Here is a 20942-nt window from a genome sequence, read left to right on the forward strand (position 1 = left end):
TGATTGTCCATCCTGGGACGCATGCGACGCAAGCACGACAGCGCGTACGGCGTGGGTTCCGACCACGTGCAGGCCCAGCGTGAGCAGGACGCGCGTGCACGTCTTCTGGACCTGGGCGCTGACGAGCTCGACGCCCGCCCATGGCGCCCCTCACCCGCCCCGCCGTCGGCGGTCGACCTCGTGCAGTTCGCCGTCTGGCGCAACGCCGGCCTGGACCCGGAGGACATCCTGAGCGCGCTCGCCCTCCTGCCCGCCGCACGAGCCGAGGTCGAAGGGCTCGAATCCGCCCTGCTGTTCATCGCCAGGAGCGCGGGTCTCACCTGGGCGCAGATGGCGCACGCGATGGGGTTCAACTCCCCTCAGGCGTGCCAGCAGCACTACATGCGCCTGACAGCGCGACAGGACGCCGACTCATGACGCGAGAGTCTCCGCTCGACCTTTTGGTCCTGCACGCCGTGCGTATCACCGGCTTCGCGGACACTCCGGTGATCGCCCGCCGGTACGGGCTCGACGAGGCCACGACGAAAGAGGCGCTGCGCGACGCCGAGGCGCGTGGCTGGGTCGAGCACACCGCCTTCGCCGGCACCGGAGGCTGGTCGTTGACCGACCCCGGCCGGGCCGAGAACGAGCGCCTGCTCGCGGCCGAACTCACCCGCGCCGGCGGTGCCGACGAGGTCCGCGACGTCTACCGCGGGTTCCTCCCGCTGAACGCCCTTCTGCTACACGCCTGCACCGACTGGCAGATCCGCCCCACCGCCGGCGATCGGCTCGCCGTCAACGACCACTCCGATCCGGTCTGGGACGCCGGGGTGCTCCATGAGCTCGCCTGCATCGACCGGGCACTCACGCCACTCGCGGACCGGCTCTGCCGCGTTCTCACGCGGTTCCGCGGATATGACACACGGTTCTCCACAGCCCTGGCCCGCGCCCGAGCCGGGGACGGCGCCTGGGTCGACCGCACCGACGTGGACTCCTGCCATCGGGTCTGGTTCGAGCTCCACGAAGACCTCATCGCCACGCTCGGCATCGACCGGCACGCGGAATCCTGACCTCGATCTCCGGACGACTCCGCGCCACGGCCACGGAGGGACAGACGCCGAAGCGGTCAGGCCCTGGTCGACGTCGTCCTCCCGCCGTGGCCCCGTTCTGGGATGGATTGCCGGACCAGAAGACGAACGAGACCTCCGGGCAGGCCTGACCGCCGCCCGGAGGTCTCAGTGATTCCGATCACTCCTCCGTCGAGGTCGTCACCCCGGCGAGGCACCGGGCAGAAGGGTCTCCGGCGTCGACACCGGTCGACGAGCCCGTATTCATGCGACCCACCGGTCCTCCGGAAGGTCGGGACGGCTCAGCGTTCGTAGAGGTACCACCCGCTGGGCGTCCCCTCGCAGTAGTACCAGTCCCCGGAGTGCCCTTCGGCCTCGGCTTTCTTCTGCTCGAAGTAGCCTTCCACGGCATTGCAGATGTATTTTCCGGCCTCGCTGGGCGCGAAGCTGCTGATCAGCGTGGCCGCCTGTGCCGGGCCGGCGAGCAGACCGGCGCTGGAGGCGGCGGCGGCCGCGACGACGGCGATGCGCGTTCCGAGTTTCACGCTTCGACTCCCATCGATCGGGTGCTGGGGGCGGATCCGGAGCCCACGGCGAGTTGATCTCGTACCGCCGACGGTAGGGTCCGCGACGGACGGCTCCCTGGATCTTCTGAACCGGGGTTTGGCATGCCTACCGAGATCCCGCGGTTCTGCGCTATGGCGGCAGGCTGAAGGCTTCGCGGCCATTGGGGAAACCCGCAGGTAGTCCATGCCGGCGAGGCTCCTGCCCGCGTCCCCGCGCCGCCGACCGGCAGTGCGCTCGACGGCTTGCCGTACGGCGCGGGCCGAGTGATGTTTCAGCGGTATCGCAGAAGATCGTTGTGGCGGGTGCGGCGGCTCCGTACTTCATGGGCGCGTCGTGGCCGCACTCGGCACAAGGTCGTCGGAGTCCGGCGGACGCCGGCCGGCCGAGCACGTCCACCAAAAGGAGGAGGACACCCGGCGGTGCGCGTTCGGTGAATCTTGGGCCGGGTGAAGCCGCCATCGCCGCGCGGTGGTAATGCAAACTTCAATCATGGGCAACGAGCGGGCAGCGGCCCGGGAGCTCGGGATATTCCTGCGCTCTCGGCGCGAGAGGACGACTCCGCAGGACCTCGGGCTGGAGCCCGGCCCGAGGCGAAAGGTCGAGGGACTCCGGCGCGAAGAGGTCGCCGCTCTGGCCGGGCTGAGCACCGACTACTACCAACGCCTGGAGCAGGGCAGAAACGTGCGCCCCTCCGACGCGCTACTGGACTCGATCGCCGACGCGCTCGGCATGGACGAGGTGGAACGGCGTCACCTGATGAGGCTGGCGCAGTTGGCGCGCAGACCGCGGCTTCCGGCCCTCCGTGCGGCGGACCGGGTGCCGAGGAACACCCGACTGCTGCTGGCGGCGATAGACCTGCCGGCGTTCGTGGCCACCAGGCACCTCGACATGCTCGCATGGAACAACCTGGCCGCGGCGCTGCTGGGCGATCCCCGCGAGCTTCCACCAGACCGGCGCAACGTGCTCCTCATGCTGTTTCACGAGGCCTTCCGGCTGCGGTGCCCGGGCTGGGAAGCCATGGCGTTGGACTACATCGGCATCCTGCGTGCCGCCGTCGCCACCGATCCGGATCATCCACGGGCGGTCGCGGTCGTGAACGAACTGAGCGTCGGCAGCCCGGAGTTCCGTCGGCTGTGGGCACGGCACGACGTCAGGGAAATCGTCCACGGCACCAAGACCATCCGGCACCCGCGCGTCGGCGACATCGCCGTCGAGTGGGACGCCTATCCGCTGCAGCCCCCACCCGGACCGCTGATGATCGTGTTCACCCCCAAGGCCGGGCACGAGGAGCGGCTACGCCTCCTGAAAGTCATCGCGGACGCCGGCGAGGACCGTGAGCCTCACGCCGCACCCTCACCTGCCACGCACCTCGCCGACGACGGCAGGCGACCGGCGCCGCCGCGTCCGCGGTAGCCGTCGCGCAAACGGCTCGAACACCATCAAACGCGCGCCTCGTCGCCGCAGCCGAAATCCGTCGACGATGAAAATTTCATCGCGACGTCAGAGGCGGCCGCGGTTTCTGTCCTGGTCAAACCCGAAGGAATGGACGGCCGAAGGCGAGGATCCTTTCCAAGGAGAAGGCTATTCCTTGACAGATCTCATGACTTCATATTTGCTCCCCACCACCACCACCTCCAGTCGCCCGGCAGAGAGGAGCACTTGACCGCCCCCGTCACTGTTAGCGCTAACATCTGTTGGTTCGACAGACGCAACCGATTGAGATGGGCAGAGCCCGGAACAGGCCGCCTTCATCCGGCATTCACCGGATGAGAAGCCACATTCCGTAGCTCCGCCACATTGTCATCGGAATCGCCGAGGAGAGAACACGGCAAGCACCATGCTAACGCTAACGGATATCTGAACTCGCCTTGCTCTTTCTGCGGCGGGAAAAAGGGGCGAGCACGCGCAGGCCGACGACGGTCGGTCGCCGCGCCGCTCCGGGTCGACTGACGGTGGGCTCACTTAGCGTTCGAGTCCGTCCGGGGAGGCCGCTCGACCGGCATGCGTGCACATGCCGGCTGCGGACGCTCCACCGGATGAGAGAAAACCAACGGCTTCCCTATCGACGCATGTCGATTTTCGAACGGCAAAGGGAGTTGCGTGAAGTTGAGACAGAGATCCATCTTCGCCACTGTCGCGGCCGCCGCGCTTCTCGTCCTGGGTACGGGACGCATGGCACTGAGCGACAGCCTCGGCGCGACCACGTCGTCCTCGACCAGCGCCGTCGCAGCGGCGACCGCCGGATGCGGCAAGACCCCGACACTGAGAAGCGGCTCACAGACGATCACGACCAGCGGCAAGAATCGCAGCTGGATCCTGAGAATTCCGGACAACTACGACAACAACCGCCCCTACCGGTTGATCTTCGCGTACCACTGGTTGAACGGCACCGCCCAAATCGTCGACACGGGCGGATCGGACGGAGCCGTCTGGTCCTACTACGGACTCAAACAACTGTCGAACAACAGCACGATCTTCATCGCGCCCCAGGGCATCAACAACGGCTGGGGCAATACCAACGGTGAAGACCTGACCTTCACCGACGACGTGCTGAGGCTCGTCGAGAGCAACCTGTGTGTCGACACCACGCAGCGCTTCGCCATGGGGTGGAGCTACGGCGGCGCCATGAGCTTCGCGGTCGCGTGTGCCCGGCCGACGATCTTCCGTGCGGTCGCGGTCTACTCCGGCGCGCAGCTCAGCGGGTGCAGCGGCGGCACGCAGCCGGTCGCGTACATGGGGATTCACGGCATCCATGACTCGGTGCTCAACATCTCCAACGGACGGTCGCTGCGCGACAGGTTCGTCACGAACAACGGCTGCACCCCCATGAACCCGCGGGAGCCCGCGCAGGGCAGCCTGACGCACATCATCACCGCCTACTCGGGGTGCCGGGACGGGTACCCGGTCGTGTGGGCCGCGTTCGACGGAGACCACACCCCCTCTCCGAACGACGGATCCACCTCCACCAGCGGTGCCAGGACCTGGACCTCGGCTGAGGTGTGGAAGTTCTTCACACAGTTCCAGTCCGGTCCGTCGACGTCTCCTTCTCCCTCCCCGTCTCCGTCCTCGCCGACGTCACCCTCGCCCTCGCCCTCCCCGTCGGCGTCCCCCAGCAGCGGTGGATCGGGCGCCTGCCGCGTCAGCGCCACCGTCAATGCCTGGGGCAACGGGCTGACCGAGGACATCACCATCACCAACACCGGCTCCTCCGCCCTCAACGGCTGGTCGCTGGCCTTCACCCTGCCCGGCGGACAGACCATCACCAACGGCTGGAACGCCACCTACTCGCCGAACAGCGGACAGGTCACGGCGAAGAACGTCAGTTACAACGGCTCGCTGCCCTCCGGGACCTCCGTCCAGATCGGCTTCCAGGCCACCCACACCGGCAACGCCGCCAAACCCACCGCGTTCACCCTCAACGGAAGCCCCTGCACCATCGCCTGATCGGCAATGAACACCCCGGGGGTGGCGCCCGACCGGACTCCACCCCCGGGCCCTTCCGCGCGTACGAAGCTCGTTCCCTTCAGATGCCGCAGATCAAGCCGATCGTCATGACCGGCGGATCAGCGCGGCTGCGCCGGCCCGGGGCAGCCCGGGCTCGGCTGGTTGCTGCACCACCAAGCGTCACCCGCGGTCAGGCCGACGGGGCAGGAGGCGCCGTAACCGTTCGGCGGCACCGTGAAGAGGTATTGCTGGTGGTAGCGATTCGCTTCAGGCAATAGATCCACAAGCAACGGATCACGCTTCTGTGTCTTTCGGATGGCGAGGCGAAGCGTAGATCAACCACACGGTGCGCGTTCCGTCGTCGATGACGTACCGCATACGGCCTCCATTTGTGACCTCGAACTCCCACTGTTCGAGATCCTTGCCGTTGTGACGGTGAACTGCCAGGTCGCCGCGGAGACGATGCTGGCGCTCGTGATCTGCTCGCGAGCGTGGATCCGCGCGCAAAGCTTCAAGACAGCGCCGCGCGTTGGCCAGGGCGTGCCTGCACAGTTCCTCCCACCCCTTTACCGCATCACTGGTGGCGAAGCGAACGTCCCACTCATCGTCAGGAGGGGGAACGGTGACACGATCCCCGCGTTTGGGACTCATACAGAGACCTCAACCGGTCCGAAGTCTCCGCTCGTAGGCTTACGCGCGTTCGCGTCCTCCGCCGGGTCCGCCTTGATCCGAGCCGTCGCCCGCCAGCCCACGATCACTTCTTCAGCCCTGCTGTCCAAGTCCAGCTCTGCAGCGTCGGACAGAGCCTCGACCAGTTCGAACGTGAAATTCCGCAGTTCGTCCGTGGTGAGGTGGCGGACCCAGGGGAAGACCTCGGGCATCGCGATAGCCAAGGTCCTAGCTGTTGGATCATGTTTGAGGAGCGCAAGGAACAATCGAGACGCCGTCGCGAGTGTCCGGTCTCGCTGCTCCTCGCGGTCCGCAGCCGTCAGATAGAAGTCCGGTGCGTCCCGATGAGTGACACGTACGCGCCCCAGACGTGTCGCACGCTCCGCGACCGCTCGCGGGTTCCTCGACAAGTCTGAGAAGGTCACCGACTCTGCGTGGCTCGCGCTCATATCCCCATCATAGTCAGAACGTGTTCTGACATACATGCGGCTGGCTGGGGCGACTCTGGCCCTGGTCCATACCGGGCCTGCCGGGCGGCCAAGGGCCAGGATCAGCTGGTTACCACAGGTCAGACCTCGTCGGCGGTCAGGCCGACGGGACAGCTCACACCGGTGCCAACCCGAGCGTGTATCTATGTGACCCATGCGCAGAGCTGCGATCTACTGCCGGATCAGCCAGGACCGCGCGGGCGCCGGACTCGGCGTCGGAAGACGGCCTCATCGTCACCACCCCGGGCATGGGCTCCTTCGTGGCCCAGGACAAGAACGAGACCTCCGAGCAGGCCTGAACCGCCACCCGGAGGTCTCAGCCAATCCCGGCTACTCCTCCGCAGAGGCCGTCAGCCCAGTCGGGCACCAGGCCGAAGGGTCACCTGCGTTGACACCGGTGCCGCCAAGGCCGCGGTAGCCGTTCGGCAGGTGATTGGCGCTTCGCTTCAGGCAACACCCGCGCCTGGGGCGGGCGGGACCCTGCGGGCGGAGGCCACCAGCCGCTCCGCGAGCGAGGCGACACGGTCGCGGAGTTCATCCGGTCGCTCGATCATGAACGGCCGGTCGAGCGACGCGAGCACCGGAGGCAACCAGTCGAGCCGCTCGGCCCGCAACTGGACACGGAGCCAGCCCTCGGTCTCGGGGTCCGCGCCGCCGGCGGATGTGGGCTCCTCCACGGTCGCGACGCCGGCGGGAAGCCGGGCGCGGATCTGCTCGACCGTCCCCTGGATGCGCAGGACCACTTCGTGCCGGTACGGAGCCTTGGCGAACCCGGACAGAACGCGCTGCGCCGGATCGAACCCGGCGGGCGGCTCGAACGACCCGGGCAGGGTCCTCGCGTCCGCGATGCGATCCAGCCGGAAGGTCCGATCCTCGCCGATATCCGGCTCCACGCCCGTGACGTACCACCGGCCCGAATGGGCGACGAGCCCGTACGGATGCAGCGTGCGTTCGCTGCGCCGGCCGTCGGCGGCGGTGTACCTGATCGAGACCGGCCGATGGTGGCGCACCGCATCGGCGACGCAGAGCAGGACCGCGGTCTCCGGGGCGGCGAAGTCGCCGGGCGGAGCCGTGAAGGCGAGGGTTTCGAGCACGGTGCCGAGCCTGCGGGCGAGCCGCTCGGGCAGGACCCGCCGGATCTTGGCCGCCGCCGTCTCGCTCGCCGTGCCCATCGTCGTCATCAACCCTGTCCGGCGACCGGCGACCAGGCCGAGCAGCACGGCGAGCGCTTCGTCGTCACTCAGCATGAGCGGAGGCATGCGATATCCGGGAGCGAGCCGATACCCCCCGTAGCGGCCGCGCACCGACTCGACGGGGATGTCGAGGTCGACCAGGTGGTCCACGTACCGCCGTACGGTGCGCTCGTCGACGCCGAGCCGATCGGCGATCTCGGTCATCGTCCGGATGCCGCCCGACTGGAGGAGCTCCAACAGCGTGAGGACGCGGTGAGTAGGTCGAGGCACGTCTCACAACGTAGTGCGAATACTGGGCGGTTTCTGTCCGGTATTCGTCCTAGCCTGCGGTGGGAGAACCGCCCCACAACCAGGGAGACCACCATGGACTTCGTATCGATCCGCGTCATCACGGACGATGTCGCACGTCTCGCCGACTTCTACGAGCGGGCCACGGGAGTGCGCGCCAGTCGGTACAGCGAGGACTTCGCCGAGCTCAGAACCGCCTCCGGCACCCTCGCCATCGGCAGCACCCGCACCGTCGCGCTCACCGCGCCCGGCGCTGCCCGCCCTGCCGACAACCGCTCCGTGATCATCGAGTTCCTCGTCGACGACGTGGACGGCGTGCATCGGAATCTCACCGGCTTCGTCGAGGACTTCGTCAACGAGCCCACCACCATGCCCTGGGGCAACCGGTCGCTCCTCCTGCGTGACCCCGACGGCAACCTCGTCAACTTCTTCACCCCCGTCACGCCGGCCGCCCGCGAGAAGTTCGCCCGCTGACGTCGGCAAGCCGGACGATCCGAGAGACACCTTCCCGGTCTTGCCTACCGGTCCGAGTCGTGGATGACGGCCCACTTGTCGCCGCGCTTGAAGTAGAGCATCTCCGTATCGATGTAGAGGGTGGGGGATGCCTTGCGGTCGTTGCGGATCCACAGCCTGCCGGCCCGCGCCGTGGCGAGATCGAAGATCACTTCGGCCTTCCGTCCCTGCTCGTCGACCTGACTCATGGTGACGAAGCGGTCGGCCACGAGTGACCGGGGGCTGTTTCCCGGCAGGTCCAGAACCCGGCTGCCGTCGCGGCGGGTCGCCTGGTCGCCGATGAGGCACCAGGTCACGTCGCACCGCGCCCACGCCGGATCTTCGAGCCGCTCTCCGGTGCTCAGGTTGAGCAGATTCGTCATGGCACCCGGGCCATCGGCGGGGCGCCCCGCCCAGGGCCAGGAGGAGAGACGCAACCCCTTCGTGCCCGCGACGATCGACGGTTCGCCGCCTGCCACCGGGACCTGGTTGACGCCCCCCGACTTGGTCGACGACCAGAAGATTCTGCCGTCTCCGACGGCCAGGTCCACACCGTGGACGGTGTCCCCGTTCACCTTGTCCGCATCCAGCTCGGCCGGGAACGAGGCCACCGTGCGGGGAGTGCCCCCGGTCACGGGACTCGTCATGATGTGGATGTCTCGGTCCACATACTTGAACCAGACGATCACGCCTTCGCCCACCGCCAGCGAGTCCACCGGCGCGATGGGATGGTCGATGACGGCCAGGCGCCGAAAGGTCCGCGATTCCAGGTGATAAGCCCACAGTTCAGGCGCGGGATCGTAGCCCTTCTTCGACACGTACCCGAGCATGGTGCGTGCATCGATGAACAGCTTCGGCGTGAATGCCTCCCCGTTGGGGACCTTCCGGGGGACCTCCGCGATCACCGAAGGCAGCACCTGTTCCAGCGGCGGCGCGATCTCCCGCACGGTCCGTGGCTCGTGAATGTGCGGCGCGGGCTCGGCCGTGACGGCGGGTGGCGACTCTGGAGCCCGCCATGTCACGGCTGACGCCGCCCACATCACCAGACAGGTGGCGATCGCGGTCGCCGACACCAGGCCACGGCGTCCGCGCCGGGTCCGCCCCACTGTCACCTGGCGCAGCAAATCCGGCGGCGTGGCCGGGATCCGCGCCTCCGCGCCGGCGAACGTACGGCGCAGCGCCTCTTCGACGTCGTTCATCGCAGTCTCCTTAGCGGGGTGACGGTGTCGCGCAGTTTGCCGAGGGCGCGGGATGCCTGACTCCGTACGGTTCCGGGAGAAATGCCGAGGATCTCGGCGATCTCGGCATCCGATCGGTCCTCGTAGTAGCGCAGGACCAGTACGGCACGCTGCCTCTTGGGCAGTTTGGCCAGTTCGTCCCAGAGGTCCAGCGGCGGCTCCGCCACCGATTTCGGCTGTTCGGGCACCTCCCATGCCAGGTGTTCGCGCCTGCGCCGTCTCCAGACGGAGATGTGGAGCCGGGTGATGGTGGTTCTCACATAGCTCTCCGGGTTGTGCTTGCGCTGTACGCACGGCCATGAGCTGCGCAGCCGCACCATCGCCTCCTGAACGAGGTCGGCGGCGTCGTGAGGGTTGCCGGTGAGCATGTAGGCGTAGCGGAACAACGCATCGATCCGATCGGCGGCGAAGTCCGCGAGAGAGCGGGGCACCGTCCCCACGCCCCAGGCCGTCACGGGGGTTGCCGTGTTCGAGCGAGCGAGCCATCAGGTCCACGTTCTGAGACGGCCTGATTCGAAGCTGACGGGCTTTCGCCTGAACGGTGCGACGGAAACGTTCCGCTCATTCGGCGCACGGAATTGTCGGTCGGCGTGGCTAGTCTCTGCTCGTCCTTGTCGTCATCGACAGATGGGAAAACTGTGGGATTACCCAGTAGGGCTGGGCGTCGAATCGGAGGGCTGGCGGGCGTCGCGATCCTGGCGTCCGGTGCTTTCGTTCCCGCCGCGCAAGCCGCACCCCAGCGATTCATTTCGGGTACGGCTTCCGCCTCACTCGCATCGGCCGACAATCGGGTGCAGAAACTCACCCTCGCATTCGAGCGAACCACTGCGACGAAGTGCCCGGTGACCTTCAAGGTCTACGGGACCTTCGAAGGACTTCCCCCGGGGCTGCAACTCATCCAATACCGCATCGTCGGCACCGAGCAATGGAAGAGCATCAAAGCTCACGTCCCCTACAACGGCAGCTTCACCGCCCTGCTCGCGACGCTCGACTGGGAATGGGACCCCGAGACGTCGACATCAGGACAGACGTCAGTCCAGATCGAGCTCAAGCAGCCCGACGGTCTCACGTCCAACAAGCTCTATTACTTCGAGTGCGGCATGGCCGACGCGGAAGACACCTTCGGTGAGACCTCCGAGCCCATCGTTCGGACATCCAGCGGCGGCCCCTTGGCCGAACTGGTCGCCGACGCCAACCTCGACGCGGTTCAGGCCCGGTCGGGCGCCCAGGCCGCCCTGGTCAGCAGGTACGGGTTCCACCTGGACCTCGACGCGGGCCCGGTCACCTACGAGGAGGTGTTCGCGACGCTTCCGGCCGGGTTCGCGGTGGACGTGTGGGAGATCACCGGCGCCGCGCTGAAGTCCGTCCTCGCCTACCCGAATGCGCAGGGCTGGGTGCTCACGCCGTCCTCCTCGCTCCGCTACACGTTGGAGGGCGGCGCTGTCACCGAGATGACGTTGAACGGCGTTCCGGTGACCGACGACCAGGTCATCAGAATCGCGGCCAACTACATCCTGGTGGGCGGCTACGAAGGTTTCCCCCGATGGCCCGGAGTCACCAACGTCTATCGCGGCGGCCCGGACGACAGAGGGGCCCTGGCCACCTACCTGGTGAAGAACTCGCCGGTCAGCGCACCAGCCGGCGACCGGGTCACGGTCCGGTGAGCATCACGTGAACGAGCTGATCGCCGGGTGGAATCCGTTCCGCCCGGCGATGAGCCGCGGCTAGCGTCGCTTGAGACGGAAGTCGGCCCAAAGATCGACCGCCTGCTGCACGTCGAGGCGACACAGGACCTCTCTGACCTGCTGGGCGAACGACTCGCGACTCATCGCAGGATGACTCGAAGGTGATCCCTGACATCCTGCCAGGTGGAGAACGTGCCGACACCGTCGACCGTCAGGGGAGGAGTCGCCGGGACGTTGGTGATGTCCACCGCGAACTGGGAGATCCGGCCCCACGCCCCACGCAGCGCCCGCAGCTTGGGGCCCGTGATGGCGTAGTAGCCACCACCGGTACGTCCGGCGATCACGGGGTCCCACGTGTCGCGGAAATCGGTGAACCGGGCAGCCTCGGAGAAGGCGCCGATCAGCTTGATCATGGCGGCGGCGATGCCCGCCCGCTGGGATCCGTTGGCGGTGGCCAGGTCCTTCGTCTGGCCGAGGACGCGAGCGTCATCGATAAGGCCGTCGAGGCTTTCGAGCTGGGGTTCGCCACCGGCGACGTCGATGAGGGAACCGTAATTTCCACCGAAGTTCAGGATGTTGACTTTGCCGCCGCGGCCCATCTCGGTGCGCACGTTCTCCGAGGCGTCGTTGAAGGCGAACAGTTGCCCGTTCTGCGAACGGAAGCCCCCGATGTAGAGATTCGCCGGGTTGAGGTACATGCTCGTGAGCTCGTTATCGCCGCCGTCATGGATCCGCAGCGCGATGAGCCCTGGGGGTGTCGCCTGCGTGATGTACACGTCATCGTCGCGGAAGGGACGGCCCGCGGCCTGGCGAAGGTGGATGAGTGCCGTGTGGTACGGCCCGACATTGCCTCCGGCATAATCCCGGGCAAGCTTGACGACGACTGCTTTCGTCGTGCCGTCAGGCGTGTCCGCCCGAGCGTGCGGAGCGCCGAACCCGGAGACCGCCACCAAGGCGGACATCGAAAGCGCCAGCAAGCCACGCCTGCCAATGCGCCTGAGAGAGCTCAGTGTCATCGTTCTTCCCATCCCTGATCGTTGTGCCGGCCTGAGGGGTCGGCGTCGGCGCGAACTCGATTCACCGGAATCCCAGTCCAGTTGATACGCGGTCACGTCACCGCCGGTGCCGAACGCGCCTATCTGAAAAGGCGTGTCAGGCCGGGCGCCTGTCTCCTCCACCCCGGTAAGACCAGGCGGGCCTCCGGTTTGTGACAGCGGTCAGAGATTCGCACCGCGACCGCCGGCTGCCCCCATCCACAGCCGAGGACTTCATGGGTTGTCACAAGGGCGGAAGTCGCTCGGTCTAAGTGGTGAACCGGCGTTGAGACAGGCCGGCCGATCAGACCGTCACAACGATCAGAACAGGAAAAGGGATGTCAGTGAACTGTATCGGGCGCCGTGGTGCGCGTAGGTTACCGGCGCTTTCCTTGGCCGCATTGGTAGTGATTTCGGGGCTCGGCACTCCGCACGCTCGGGCGGACACGCCCGACGGTACGACGAAAGCCATCGAGCTGCAGATCAACTGGGATTTCACCGGGGGGAATGTCGGGCCGTACCACACGGCCCTCATCCACCTTCGCCAGGCCGCGGGCCGTCCCTTCCGCGATGACGACGTGTACATCACGCAGGCGACACCCCCGGGGCTCATCGCGCTGCGGATCGGAGACGGCGACACGCAAGAACTCGTGAGCCTGTACTTCAACCCCGCGAACCTCTACATCGGCGGCTTCCGCCCGCAGAACGGGCAACTGTTCGCCTTCAACGACGCATCGGAGAACGTACGCACCGAGATGGCCCGCGGCGGCCCGGTGCACATCCTGAACTTCGGCGGCAGTTACGACTCCCTCATCGCCACTGCCGGCGGAGAACCGCAGATCGAGAACCTCGACGGCCTACGCGGCGCCGTCAAGGACCTCGGAGCAGCCACCTTGTCCACAGATCGGGCGCGCGTCGCCGCGGATCTGATCGAGATGGTCGGCGCCTTTTCCGAGGCTGCCCGGTTCACCGATTTCCGCGACACGTGGGACCCCGTGTTCGCCGGGCGTAGCGGCGGCGACTTCTACCCGATCTCAACCCCTTACCTCAGGTCGCTGCGGGGTGCGTGGGGCCGGATTTCCAAATTCGCGCTGGACATCACCAGTGTCCCGACCACTCCTCCCCTGCTGATCGAGGGCCTCTGGCCGTTCCTCAGCTGGCAAGACGTCCGAAATCACCTTCGAGTCATCCGGCGTTGAGCCCGGAAAGCGGCTCCGCGGATGCCTCGACCCGAATACGAACGCCACACGACGCGGAGACAAGGTCACGTGAGATTTCTTCGATCAGCGGCCGTGCTTCTGTCCGGCCTGCTGCCCTCACTCCCATCGCCGGCGCTCGCCGCAACGGCACCGGCACACGTATCGGCGCACGTATCGGCGGCGACGGCGGCCGGGCCGGAGGCTGACGGGCCGGATCTGAGTTACGCCAACCGTACGAGCCCGCCCGCCGGCCTGCCGGACTGGTCGCGCGTGGGATATCGGGGTGGTCTGGAGCCTCCCGGCGGCGAAGACCTGACCGACGACGCCTCCTGCCGGATCACCCCCGAACGCCTCGCCTCCGCGTACAAGGTGATGGCGGACGACGGGATCGACGACACCGCCGGGCTGCAGAAGGCGATCGACGACATCAAGAGCCGGTGCTCGCCGCAGGCCAACTTCCACCGGCTCTCGCTGATCGAGTTGCCGTCCGGGCGGATCGACGTCTCCCGGCAGATCTACGTCGACGCCAACTTTTTGATCATGCGCGGGCAGGGCTCCGGCGACGGCGGCACGCGGCTGGTGTTCCGGCCGGATCTCAGCACCCGCTACGACACGCTGATCAACGGCCGCTGGGACCAGGACAGCATGGTGGCCGGCACCGGCAGCGACGTCGGTAGGGGCGGTTGGCTGTGGCCGGGGCGCGGCATGTTCCGCGTGCAGACCCGGGAAGTCGCGGACCGATACAAGGACGACTGGGAGGCGGCCACGACCCTCCCCCTGCGCAAGGACATCTTCGAGGGCAGCGTCAACCAGCACTGGGTCTCCGGCATCAAGCTGGCCGCCCCGGCCGGCGACCCCGGGTTCTCGGCCCGGCAGGGGGACAACCTCGTACGGCTGAACGCGAAAGCCGACATGAAGAAGTTCAGGCTGGGCGGCTACGTCTGGGTGGGCGCGGCCAACAGCCGCAAGTTCTACGCCCAGCAGGGCGTCACCGACCGGAGCATGATGGAGGCCCTCCACATGCGCCAGCAGATGTTCCGGGTCACCCGAGTGGACGCCACCGCCAAGACGATCACACTGGACCGCCCGCTGGAGTGGGACCTGCCGGTCGACTCCGAATCGGACGGCTCCGAACCGCTGAACGACGGTGGCAGCCCGTACGTCAGCAAGGTCACGCCGCTCAAGGTGGTCGAGGGTGTCGGGTTCGAGGACTTCGCCTTCACCCAGGACATGAACGGGCTGCCGAAGCTGGGCGGCGGCACGTACGCGCTGACCCCTGACCAGGCCGTGCACAACTACGGCAACATGGCGCCCGAGTACGCCATGCACGGCATCGTCTTCAAGTGGGCCGCCAACAGCTGGGCACGCGGCCTGAAGGCCACGATGACCGGCTCACATCCGATCGTCACCGAGGTGGCGCGCAACCTGCAGATCGAGCGCAACAGCTTCGACGGCGCCTGGAACAAGGGCAAGGGCGGCAACGGCTATCTGCGCGGCAGCCGGGTGTGGGACTCGCTGTGGGCCTACAACCTCAGCCGCAACCTGCGTCACTTCACCTTCCAGTGGTCGGCCGGCGGCAACGTCGCCTTCCGCAACGACCTCGACTCCGACCTGAACCTGCACGGCGGCTGGGAGCACCACAACCTGTTCGAGCAGAACACGGTGCGCATCCCTTACGAGCACCGCTCGGCCAACTGCGCGTCCAACTGCGGCGGGGAAGGCGGCGAGATAGACGAAGGAACCTGGTATCCGATCTGGTGGGCCGCCGGGCCCAAGGCGGTCAAGTGGTCCGGCTCCTCGGGACCGCAGAACGTCTTCTACGGCAACACGCTGATCAAGCAGACCACGCCGGGCGGGCCGTTCGAGCCGTACACGCCGTACGGCTCCCAGCCCGGCACCGTCTTCCAGTTCGGCTCCGACAACGACGACCCGGCCCTGTTCCGGCCGCTGAGCCAGAGCGGGCAGGCGATCCCCGACTGGACCGGCCAGGAGACCCTGGACTACAGGGGGCAGGGCGTGGCCACCCTCGACGTCGGCAGACGGCCCTCGCTGTTCCTGCGCGACACCGGTGGCGGCCTGGACCCCCGCGCCCAGAACGGCCGCAGGGTGATCACCTGGAACATGCAGGGCGCCGGCACCAACGGATCGGGCGACGGGTCAACCGCGTACGAGAGCAAGTACCGCTTGGGAGTGCTCCAGATGGCGCAGCAGACCGGGGCCGACATCCTGCTCCTGCAAGAGGCCGGCCCCCCGCCCGGAGGCGCCGTACACCTGCGAGACATCACCCGCTCGCAATTCCAGTGGTGGGACGACCTGGGCAGGATCATCCCGGTCCAGGAGTACCGAATCGCCGGGACGCAGAGTCGGGGACAGGGATATCTGTACTGGCTGCGGACGGACAACACCGTCCCCGACGGCCAGCCCGGCCGGGTCAACCTGGCCATCGCGACCCGTACCCAGGTTCAGCCGGACGACATCCACGTCGTGGCACCGGGGCTCTACGGTGCCCGGCCCGCGCTGGGCGTCAACATCGGCGGCGTCGTCTACTTCACGGTGCACGGGTTGTCCGGAAGCGGCAACGACGACGCCGGCCTGCTGCGCAACATCCGGGCCCGGATGGCCGTCGCGGGGCCCGGTGGGACGCCGCTGCCCTGGATCGCCCTTGGCGACTACAACCGCACCCCGCTCGGCACGCCCTCGTCTCTTCAGGTCAGGCTCGAATCGGATTCCGCCGGGCAGTTCCGCGTGATCGCCCCATCGGAGCCGACCCATCCGACTCGGCCGGACGACACGACCCCGATGACGCTGAGAATCCTCGACTACGCGGTCACGCACACCGACGCCAGCGCGCCCCAGGTCAGAGCCGTAGGCCGGATCGACGACATGCAGATGTCGGACCACTATCCCGTCATCTACGAGCTCGGCAACCTGCCGGACCCGCCGGCGCCCGCGCAGCAGGCGGTGCCGAGCCCGCCGGTTCAGGCTGTGCTGCGCAACGCCGGCACCACCAACGTGGCCGGCCCCTCCGGCAGCGGTGGCCAGGTGGTCGGCGACATGCCTGTCGACCAGGCCAACCTGCCGGCGCAGACGTTCAACCTGTCTCACGAGCCTGAGTTTCCCGGCCACTACCGCCTGATCCAGCGCACGAGCGGCCGCCATCTGGGCCTGGAGGACGGCGCGCGCGACGCGCGGGCGGTGCTGCGGGAGAACGAGGCGGCCGACCAGCTATGGCGGCCGGTCTACCAGGGCGACGGCACCTGGACACTGCAGAACATGGTCACCGGCCAGTTGCTCACGGCCGTCAGCAGCGGCGGGGCTCTGGCGGGTCGCGACGACGACGGCTCGGCGGCCCAGCGCTGGTTCCTGCAGAACCCCGCCGACGCGGCGAGCGTCGACGAGATCGCGCTGCGGGAGGCCACACCGGTGCCTCTGGTGGTCAACGTCGCGGGCGACGCCACCGCGGAGGGCATCCCGCTGAACCTGCGCCACGACGCCGATACGCCCGGCGAGCGGTTCACCAGGATCTACGCGGACCGAACCGGCGACGACGACTGTTACTACCTGGCCCACGGCGGGAGGTACGTCAATTCGACCGCGGCCAACCCCGGTCAACCGCAGGACGGCAACCAGGTCACGCTCAACGCGTTCCGCCCCAACGACGACGGCTACCTGTGGTGTTCGACACCCGACGGGTCGAGCGGGGAGTTCCTGAGCAACCACACTGCCCCCGACCAGCGCCTGTACCTCACGGCGCACGGGGAGGACGTCCCGTTGACCATCAGCTCGCGCGGGCCCGGTCTCCCCGCGAGCCTCTGGACGTACGTACAGGTCACCCGGTGACCGACGCACCACCCTGGGCCCCCACCCTCTGATCGGCGTCGCGGACGAACGACGGCGGAGCTGGAGGCCCGTGCAGGCCCGCCCCGGGGAGCCGGGGCGGGCCTCTGCTTCAAGCGCTCCGGCGGACACCGGTGAACGGCTCCCAGACTTCGCCGGCTGAGGCCGACGGGGCGGCATGACCACGGGACGGGGTCCCGCTCGATCTGCCGCTCCACAGCGGCATCCACATAGGCCGAGAACCCGCGCGCGCCCCGGATACCGCAGAACTTTCGGCCGCTGCCCGTCAGGCTGAATGCGATCCCGTCGTTGCGGGCTCCGGCTCAGACTGCGCGGAGACGACGACCGTCGTTGCCACGGAAGCCTCGCGTGCGACGGCGTACTCGGTGAACCGGCCGCAGGCATCGAACCCGAGACGGCGGTAGACGGGCTCACCGTCCGACGATGCCTGCAGGACCGCGGTGCGGTAGCCCTCGTCGTACGCGGTGTGCAGGGTAGCCAGGGTGATGGCGCCGCCGTAGCCGCGCCGGCGGTCTGTCGCGAGGGTCGCGATGTTGTAGATCCCGGCGACTCCCCCGTAGAGGAAGACCTCGGCCGAGCAGACCGGGCGGCCGCTCGCGTAGCCGACCAGGTACCGGGCGGCGCAGTCGGGAGCGAGGGCCCACTCAGCGGCGTCGGCGAAGAACCGGCGTACCGTGGCGGCCGGCGGGTCCCAATTCGCGGCCAGGACCATCGCATAGTCGGCGAGCTGCTCTGCGGTAGTCACGAGGCGGATGTCCAGGCCATCGGCATGCGGCTTCGGCAGGGCGGCATGCAGGTCCTTCCGCATGCCCGTCTCAGTCTCGGCTGCCTCCAGACCCGCGCCCTCCAGGAGCGAGGCGAGGTTCGGTGGCGTGGAGGCGGGACCGACCCACCAGGAGAAGGAGCGACCGGTCGCAGCGAGTGCACGGACAGTCTCCTCCACCCGCTCGGGGGCGGTGTCCGCGGTGAAACGCGCCGCCGCGACGATGTTGAAAGTGTCGTCGTCAAGCCCGCTGTCTGCGATCAGAAGATCATCTGTCTCCGTGACAGCTGCGCGCTCCATGCGGCGGTGCAAGTGGCAGGCGTGCTCGGCGAGGTTCTGCTCCATCCTGACCAGCAGATCGAGTTCGCCGGCACCCTGGTGTGTCGCCCCAATCATGTAGGCCATCACATCATGCCGTCCATGCTCGCCCCGACCTTCGCGCGGCGATCGGATGACGGGTGTCCGGACCTCCCCTGCACGCGACCATCGCAGCCCCACCGCACATACGCGCACAACCTGCGGTAGTCCGCGCTGCCTGGTATTCCGTACGCCACGGTGGCGTTCATCAGGCGATGCGACGAGTCCGAGCCTGGCCGACCTCGACGGGCAGGAGACGCCCGTGCCGCCGAGGCCGCAGTAGCCGTTCGGCGCCCTGCTGGTGGTGGCGGTTCACTTCCGGCACCAATCTCGGTTCGCGCCGGTGCCGCTTGAACCTCGATCATAGGAATCGCCGCACGATGTCTCACGGCCGAGAACCAAACCATTCCCGCCGGCATCCAACTCATCGTGATCAGCGTGACACTCTCCCTGCTGCTGGCGTTGTCCCCGGCGACCGCGATCGAGATACCGAAGAACTTCCTGATCAGTGAGCGCGACGCGCGCAGGCACCTGAGCCCCGCCGACGCAGAAGAACAGGGCCACGAGATCAGCGACAAACTCAGCAAGCCGTTGGAGCTGAACCCGTGCGGGCACCGGCGTGCCGTCGATCGCGATCGGGCGGCAGCCCGCACGATCACGCAGTGGACCAGCGCGCCTGGTGGCTCCTCCGAACAGCTCGTCATCTACAAGAGCCCCCGGGCCGCCCATTCCGCGTTCACCCGCCTGCGCGCCGAGGCCAAGCGGTGCGCGCGCAAGAGCGACCCGTCGGCACCCGAACTCGAGATCCGTTGGCGGACGAGTAAGGCCAAGGCGGGCGACGAGTCCATAGGCATGGGTTATCAGACCTGGCAGGACGGCAGCGTGAACGAGACGATCACGGGCATCGTCGCACGCAGAGGCAGCGCCTTGATGATCTACACGACCACCGAGGGAATGTACGACCCCGGGCGGCTGACCAAAAACGCCAGGAAGATGGCCACCAAGGTGTGTGAGTTGCCCGGCGTCTGCTGAAATCCGCTGGGCGAGGAGCCGGGTCGTTCCGCGAAACGATCCGGCCGGCGATTCCGGTGTGACACGGTCACGGCAACAGGCGATCGACGGTGGCGTGGCGCCTCCTCACACCTCGGCGACTCCTGCTTCGGTCATCGACGCGGTCTTGGGGTGCACTCGTAGTACGTATAGGCCCGGCCTTGCGCGGCGACGGAGCCCGCGAAGTGATGGGTGGGCTCGCTACGAGGAGGCGCTACTGATGGTCACCAGCCCGGTGGTAGATCGTTCGGTCTACGAGTCCACCACCATCGGGTCTCGGTCCTCTCAGAAAGAGGCCTCCAGTACTGCCCCAGCTCTGCACCGCCGTCTTCGTACGTCACCGCTCGGTAGCGTTCGTCGAGCCGATCCAGGGCACAGCGCAACTTGGCCCGTAGCTTCCCACTCGATACCTCGCAGTACTCTTCCAGCCCATCCCGCACGGTGAGGTCGTTGAGGTACTCGTAGACCATGTAGAAGTCCTGCTCAGGCCACTCCTGTTCCATGTCGTAGACGGCCCAGGCAGCGTATTCAGGAGCCATCCCCTCCTTCTCCTCCACCAGCCGTTGAAGATCGAGGACGGCGAGTTCCTGACGCTCTTCGGGAGTGAGACCTGCGGCCAGCGCCTCCATCTCACTCCCGCGCCGGGTTCGTCGAGCCACTGGTACCCATTTCCGGAAGTCAGACCGACAGAACAGGACACCCGGTTCCTCCCGACCCGCAGTAGCCGTTGCTCGCGAGGGTGTCCTGACAGCGTCCAGAAAGGCGCGTTGTTGCAGGCCACGCACTTCGTGAAGCATTCAACACCTACACGCGCACGAGACGAACGGCCTTGCCGCAGAGCTTGCTCATGTCGTCCTCGTCCGAGGTGAGGATGACGACGGGCCGGGTGGCGCGAAGAGCCGTGGCGGCGACGATCGCATCGATCGCGTACTTGTGGCCGTGAAGCCCGCTCCCCCGGAGCAGATCCAGCGCGTGGACGGAGACGTCCTCGGTCACCGGCTCGACACGCAGCCGGGACAGGTGCCAGCGCAACCGATCGTTCGTCACCCGGCCGTCGAAGGCCTCGACGGGCGTCACGGCACTGATGGCAACGCGAAAGTCGTTGTTCTGTGCCTCTCGGACAATCGCCGTGACGCGCTGGTCGGCCGCACACCACTTCGAAAGTCCGTCGGAGTCCAGGATGACCGTCCCCGCACTCAGCTTGCTTCGTGCGCGTGCCATCCACGCTCCTCCTGTAGCTCCGGAGCGGACTTCACGCTGCGGAACAACTGCTCGGCCTCGTCTCGCAGATGCCGTGGGACGGGACCGCACTCGTTCTCGTTCGCCTGAAGAGCCTCCTCCAACAGGTCCCGCTCGATCTGCCGCTCCACAGCGGCATCCACATAGGCCGAGAACCCGCGCGCGCCGACACGCTCCCTGATGGCGCGGATGTTGCCGGCCCGCAAGGAGACGCTCACCTTGGCCGCAGGCCCTTCCCCTGGAGGGAAGGCGTGTTCAGGCGTACTCATGACGCCAGTTTACTACTTCGAGTAGCAAATCCTCGGCACCGGAACACGAAACCCTCCGGGTAA

At 67.4% G+C, this 20942-nt stretch carries 19 protein-coding genes; 9 read left to right on the forward strand and 10 right to left on the reverse strand.

Translation table 11 applies throughout. From position 1 onward, the window contains the following. Positions 1-21 precede the first annotated feature (21 nt). Together AB0O28_RS00220 and AB0O28_RS00225 are read left to right on the forward strand one after the other, a co-directional pair. Positions 22-417 (forward strand): DNA-binding protein, encoded by a 396-nt coding sequence (locus AB0O28_RS00220; protein ID WP_363634607.1) that lies wholly within the window; start codon positions 22-24, stop codon positions 415-417. Then, the gene (locus AB0O28_RS00225) at positions 414-1049 is read left to right on the forward strand and encodes a transcriptional regulator (RefSeq protein ID WP_363634609.1); all 636 of its coding nucleotides are present in this window, start codon (positions 414-416) and stop codon (positions 1047-1049) included. Before AB0O28_RS00220 ends, AB0O28_RS00225 begins: the two co-directional genes overlap by 4 nt. Before the next feature lie 299 nt (positions 1050-1348). Here AB0O28_RS00225 and AB0O28_RS00230 read toward each other — a convergent pair whose 3' ends face one another. Further along, positions 1349-1591: a hypothetical protein gene (locus AB0O28_RS00230; RefSeq protein WP_363634611.1), complete on the reverse strand. Its 243-nt coding sequence runs from the start codon at positions 1589-1591 to the stop codon at positions 1349-1351. Positions 1592-2102: 511 nt separating this feature from the next. Between AB0O28_RS00230 and AB0O28_RS00235 the strand changes: the two genes are divergently transcribed. After that, positions 2103-3026, forward strand: a complete 924-nt coding sequence (locus AB0O28_RS00235) for a helix-turn-helix transcriptional regulator (RefSeq protein ID WP_363634613.1) — start codon at positions 2103-2105, stop codon at positions 3024-3026. Between the two features lie 693 nt (positions 3027-3719). After that, positions 3720-5057, forward strand: a complete 1338-nt coding sequence (locus AB0O28_RS00240) for a cellulose binding domain-containing protein (protein WP_363634615.1) — start codon at positions 3720-3722, stop codon at positions 5055-5057. Between the two features lie 647 nt (positions 5058-5704). On the opposite strand, the gene AB0O28_RS00245 is transcribed toward AB0O28_RS00240, so the two are convergent. Continuing rightward, positions 5705-6175, reverse strand: coding sequence for a hypothetical protein (locus AB0O28_RS00245; protein WP_363634617.1), 471 nt, complete (start codon positions 6173-6175; stop codon positions 5705-5707). 485 nt (positions 6176-6660) lie between these two features. Continuing rightward, positions 6661-7677: a YafY family protein gene (locus tag AB0O28_RS00250; RefSeq protein ID WP_363634619.1), complete on the reverse strand. Its 1017-nt coding sequence runs from the start codon at positions 7675-7677 to the stop codon at positions 6661-6663. 93 nt (positions 7678-7770) lie between these two features. Here AB0O28_RS00250 and AB0O28_RS00255 point away from each other — a divergent pair, with 93 nt between their 5' ends. After that, entirely contained in the window at positions 7771-8169 is a 399-nt protein-coding gene (locus AB0O28_RS00255; protein ID WP_363634621.1) for a VOC family protein, read from the forward strand. 44 nt (positions 8170-8213) lie between these two features. Here AB0O28_RS00255 and AB0O28_RS00260 read toward each other — a convergent pair whose 3' ends face one another. Together AB0O28_RS00260 and AB0O28_RS00265 are read right to left on the reverse strand one after the other, a co-directional pair. Further along, positions 8214-9386 (reverse strand): hypothetical protein, encoded by a 1173-nt coding sequence (locus tag AB0O28_RS00260; RefSeq protein WP_363634623.1) that lies wholly within the window; start codon positions 9384-9386, stop codon positions 8214-8216. Continuing rightward, positions 9383-9880, reverse strand: coding sequence for a SigE family RNA polymerase sigma factor (locus tag AB0O28_RS00265; RefSeq protein ID WP_363634625.1), 498 nt, complete (start codon positions 9878-9880; stop codon positions 9383-9385). Before AB0O28_RS00265 ends, AB0O28_RS00260 begins: the two co-directional genes overlap by 4 nt. 387 nt (positions 9881-10267) lie before the next feature. On the opposite strand from AB0O28_RS00265, the gene AB0O28_RS00270 reads away from it, so the two are divergent. Then, on the forward strand, positions 10268-11089 hold the full coding sequence (locus AB0O28_RS00270; protein ID WP_363634627.1) for a 5'-nucleotidase: 822 nt from the start codon (positions 10268-10270) through the stop codon (positions 11087-11089). A 161-nt stretch (positions 11090-11250) separates the two neighbouring features. Here the strand turns inward: AB0O28_RS00270 and AB0O28_RS00275 are convergent, their stop codons facing one another. Then, entirely contained in the window at positions 11251-12126 is an 876-nt protein-coding gene (locus AB0O28_RS00275; RefSeq protein WP_363634629.1) for a ribosome-inactivating family protein, read from the reverse strand. 410 nt (positions 12127-12536) lie between these two features. On the opposite strand from AB0O28_RS00275, the gene AB0O28_RS00280 reads away from it, so the two are divergent. Together AB0O28_RS00280 and AB0O28_RS00285 are read left to right on the forward strand one after the other, a co-directional pair. After that, on the forward strand, positions 12537-13343 hold the full coding sequence (locus AB0O28_RS00280) for a ribosome-inactivating family protein (protein ID WP_363634631.1): 807 nt from the start codon (positions 12537-12539) through the stop codon (positions 13341-13343). 270 nt (positions 13344-13613) lie between these two features. Next, positions 13614-17183 (forward strand): endonuclease/exonuclease/phosphatase family protein, encoded by a 3570-nt coding sequence (locus AB0O28_RS00285; protein ID WP_363634633.1) that lies wholly within the window; start codon positions 13614-13616, stop codon positions 17181-17183. 283 nt (positions 17184-17466) lie between these two features. Here the strand turns inward: AB0O28_RS00285 and AB0O28_RS00290 are convergent, their stop codons facing one another. Continuing rightward, complete coding sequence (locus AB0O28_RS00290) at positions 17467-18369, reverse strand: GNAT family N-acetyltransferase (protein WP_363634635.1); 903 nt, start codon at positions 18367-18369, stop codon at positions 17467-17469. 390 nt (positions 18370-18759) lie between these two features. Between AB0O28_RS00290 and AB0O28_RS00295 the strand changes: the two genes are divergently transcribed. After that, on the forward strand, positions 18760-19353 hold the full coding sequence (locus AB0O28_RS00295; RefSeq protein ID WP_363634637.1) for a hypothetical protein: 594 nt from the start codon (positions 18760-18762) through the stop codon (positions 19351-19353). A gap of 242 nt (positions 19354-19595) precedes the next feature. On the opposite strand, the gene AB0O28_RS00300 is transcribed toward AB0O28_RS00295, so the two are convergent. The 3 genes from AB0O28_RS00300 to AB0O28_RS00310 form a co-directional block, all read right to left on the reverse strand. Further along, the gene (locus tag AB0O28_RS00300) at positions 19596-20000 is read right to left on the reverse strand and encodes a hypothetical protein (protein WP_363634639.1); all 405 of its coding nucleotides are present in this window, start codon (positions 19998-20000) and stop codon (positions 19596-19598) included. A 175-nt stretch (positions 20001-20175) separates the two neighbouring features. Continuing rightward, on the reverse strand, positions 20176-20592 hold the full coding sequence (locus tag AB0O28_RS00305) for a PIN domain-containing protein (RefSeq protein WP_363634641.1): 417 nt from the start codon (positions 20590-20592) through the stop codon (positions 20176-20178). Beyond that, positions 20568-20879 (reverse strand): hypothetical protein, encoded by a 312-nt coding sequence (locus AB0O28_RS00310; RefSeq protein ID WP_363634643.1) that lies wholly within the window; start codon positions 20877-20879, stop codon positions 20568-20570. Before AB0O28_RS00310 ends, AB0O28_RS00305 begins: the two co-directional genes overlap by 25 nt. Positions 20880-20942: the final 63 nt, after the last annotated feature.

The organism is Microbispora sp. NPDC088329, from assembly GCF_040685655.1.
GTDB lineage: Bacteria > Actinomycetota > Actinomycetes > Streptosporangiales > Streptosporangiaceae > Microbispora.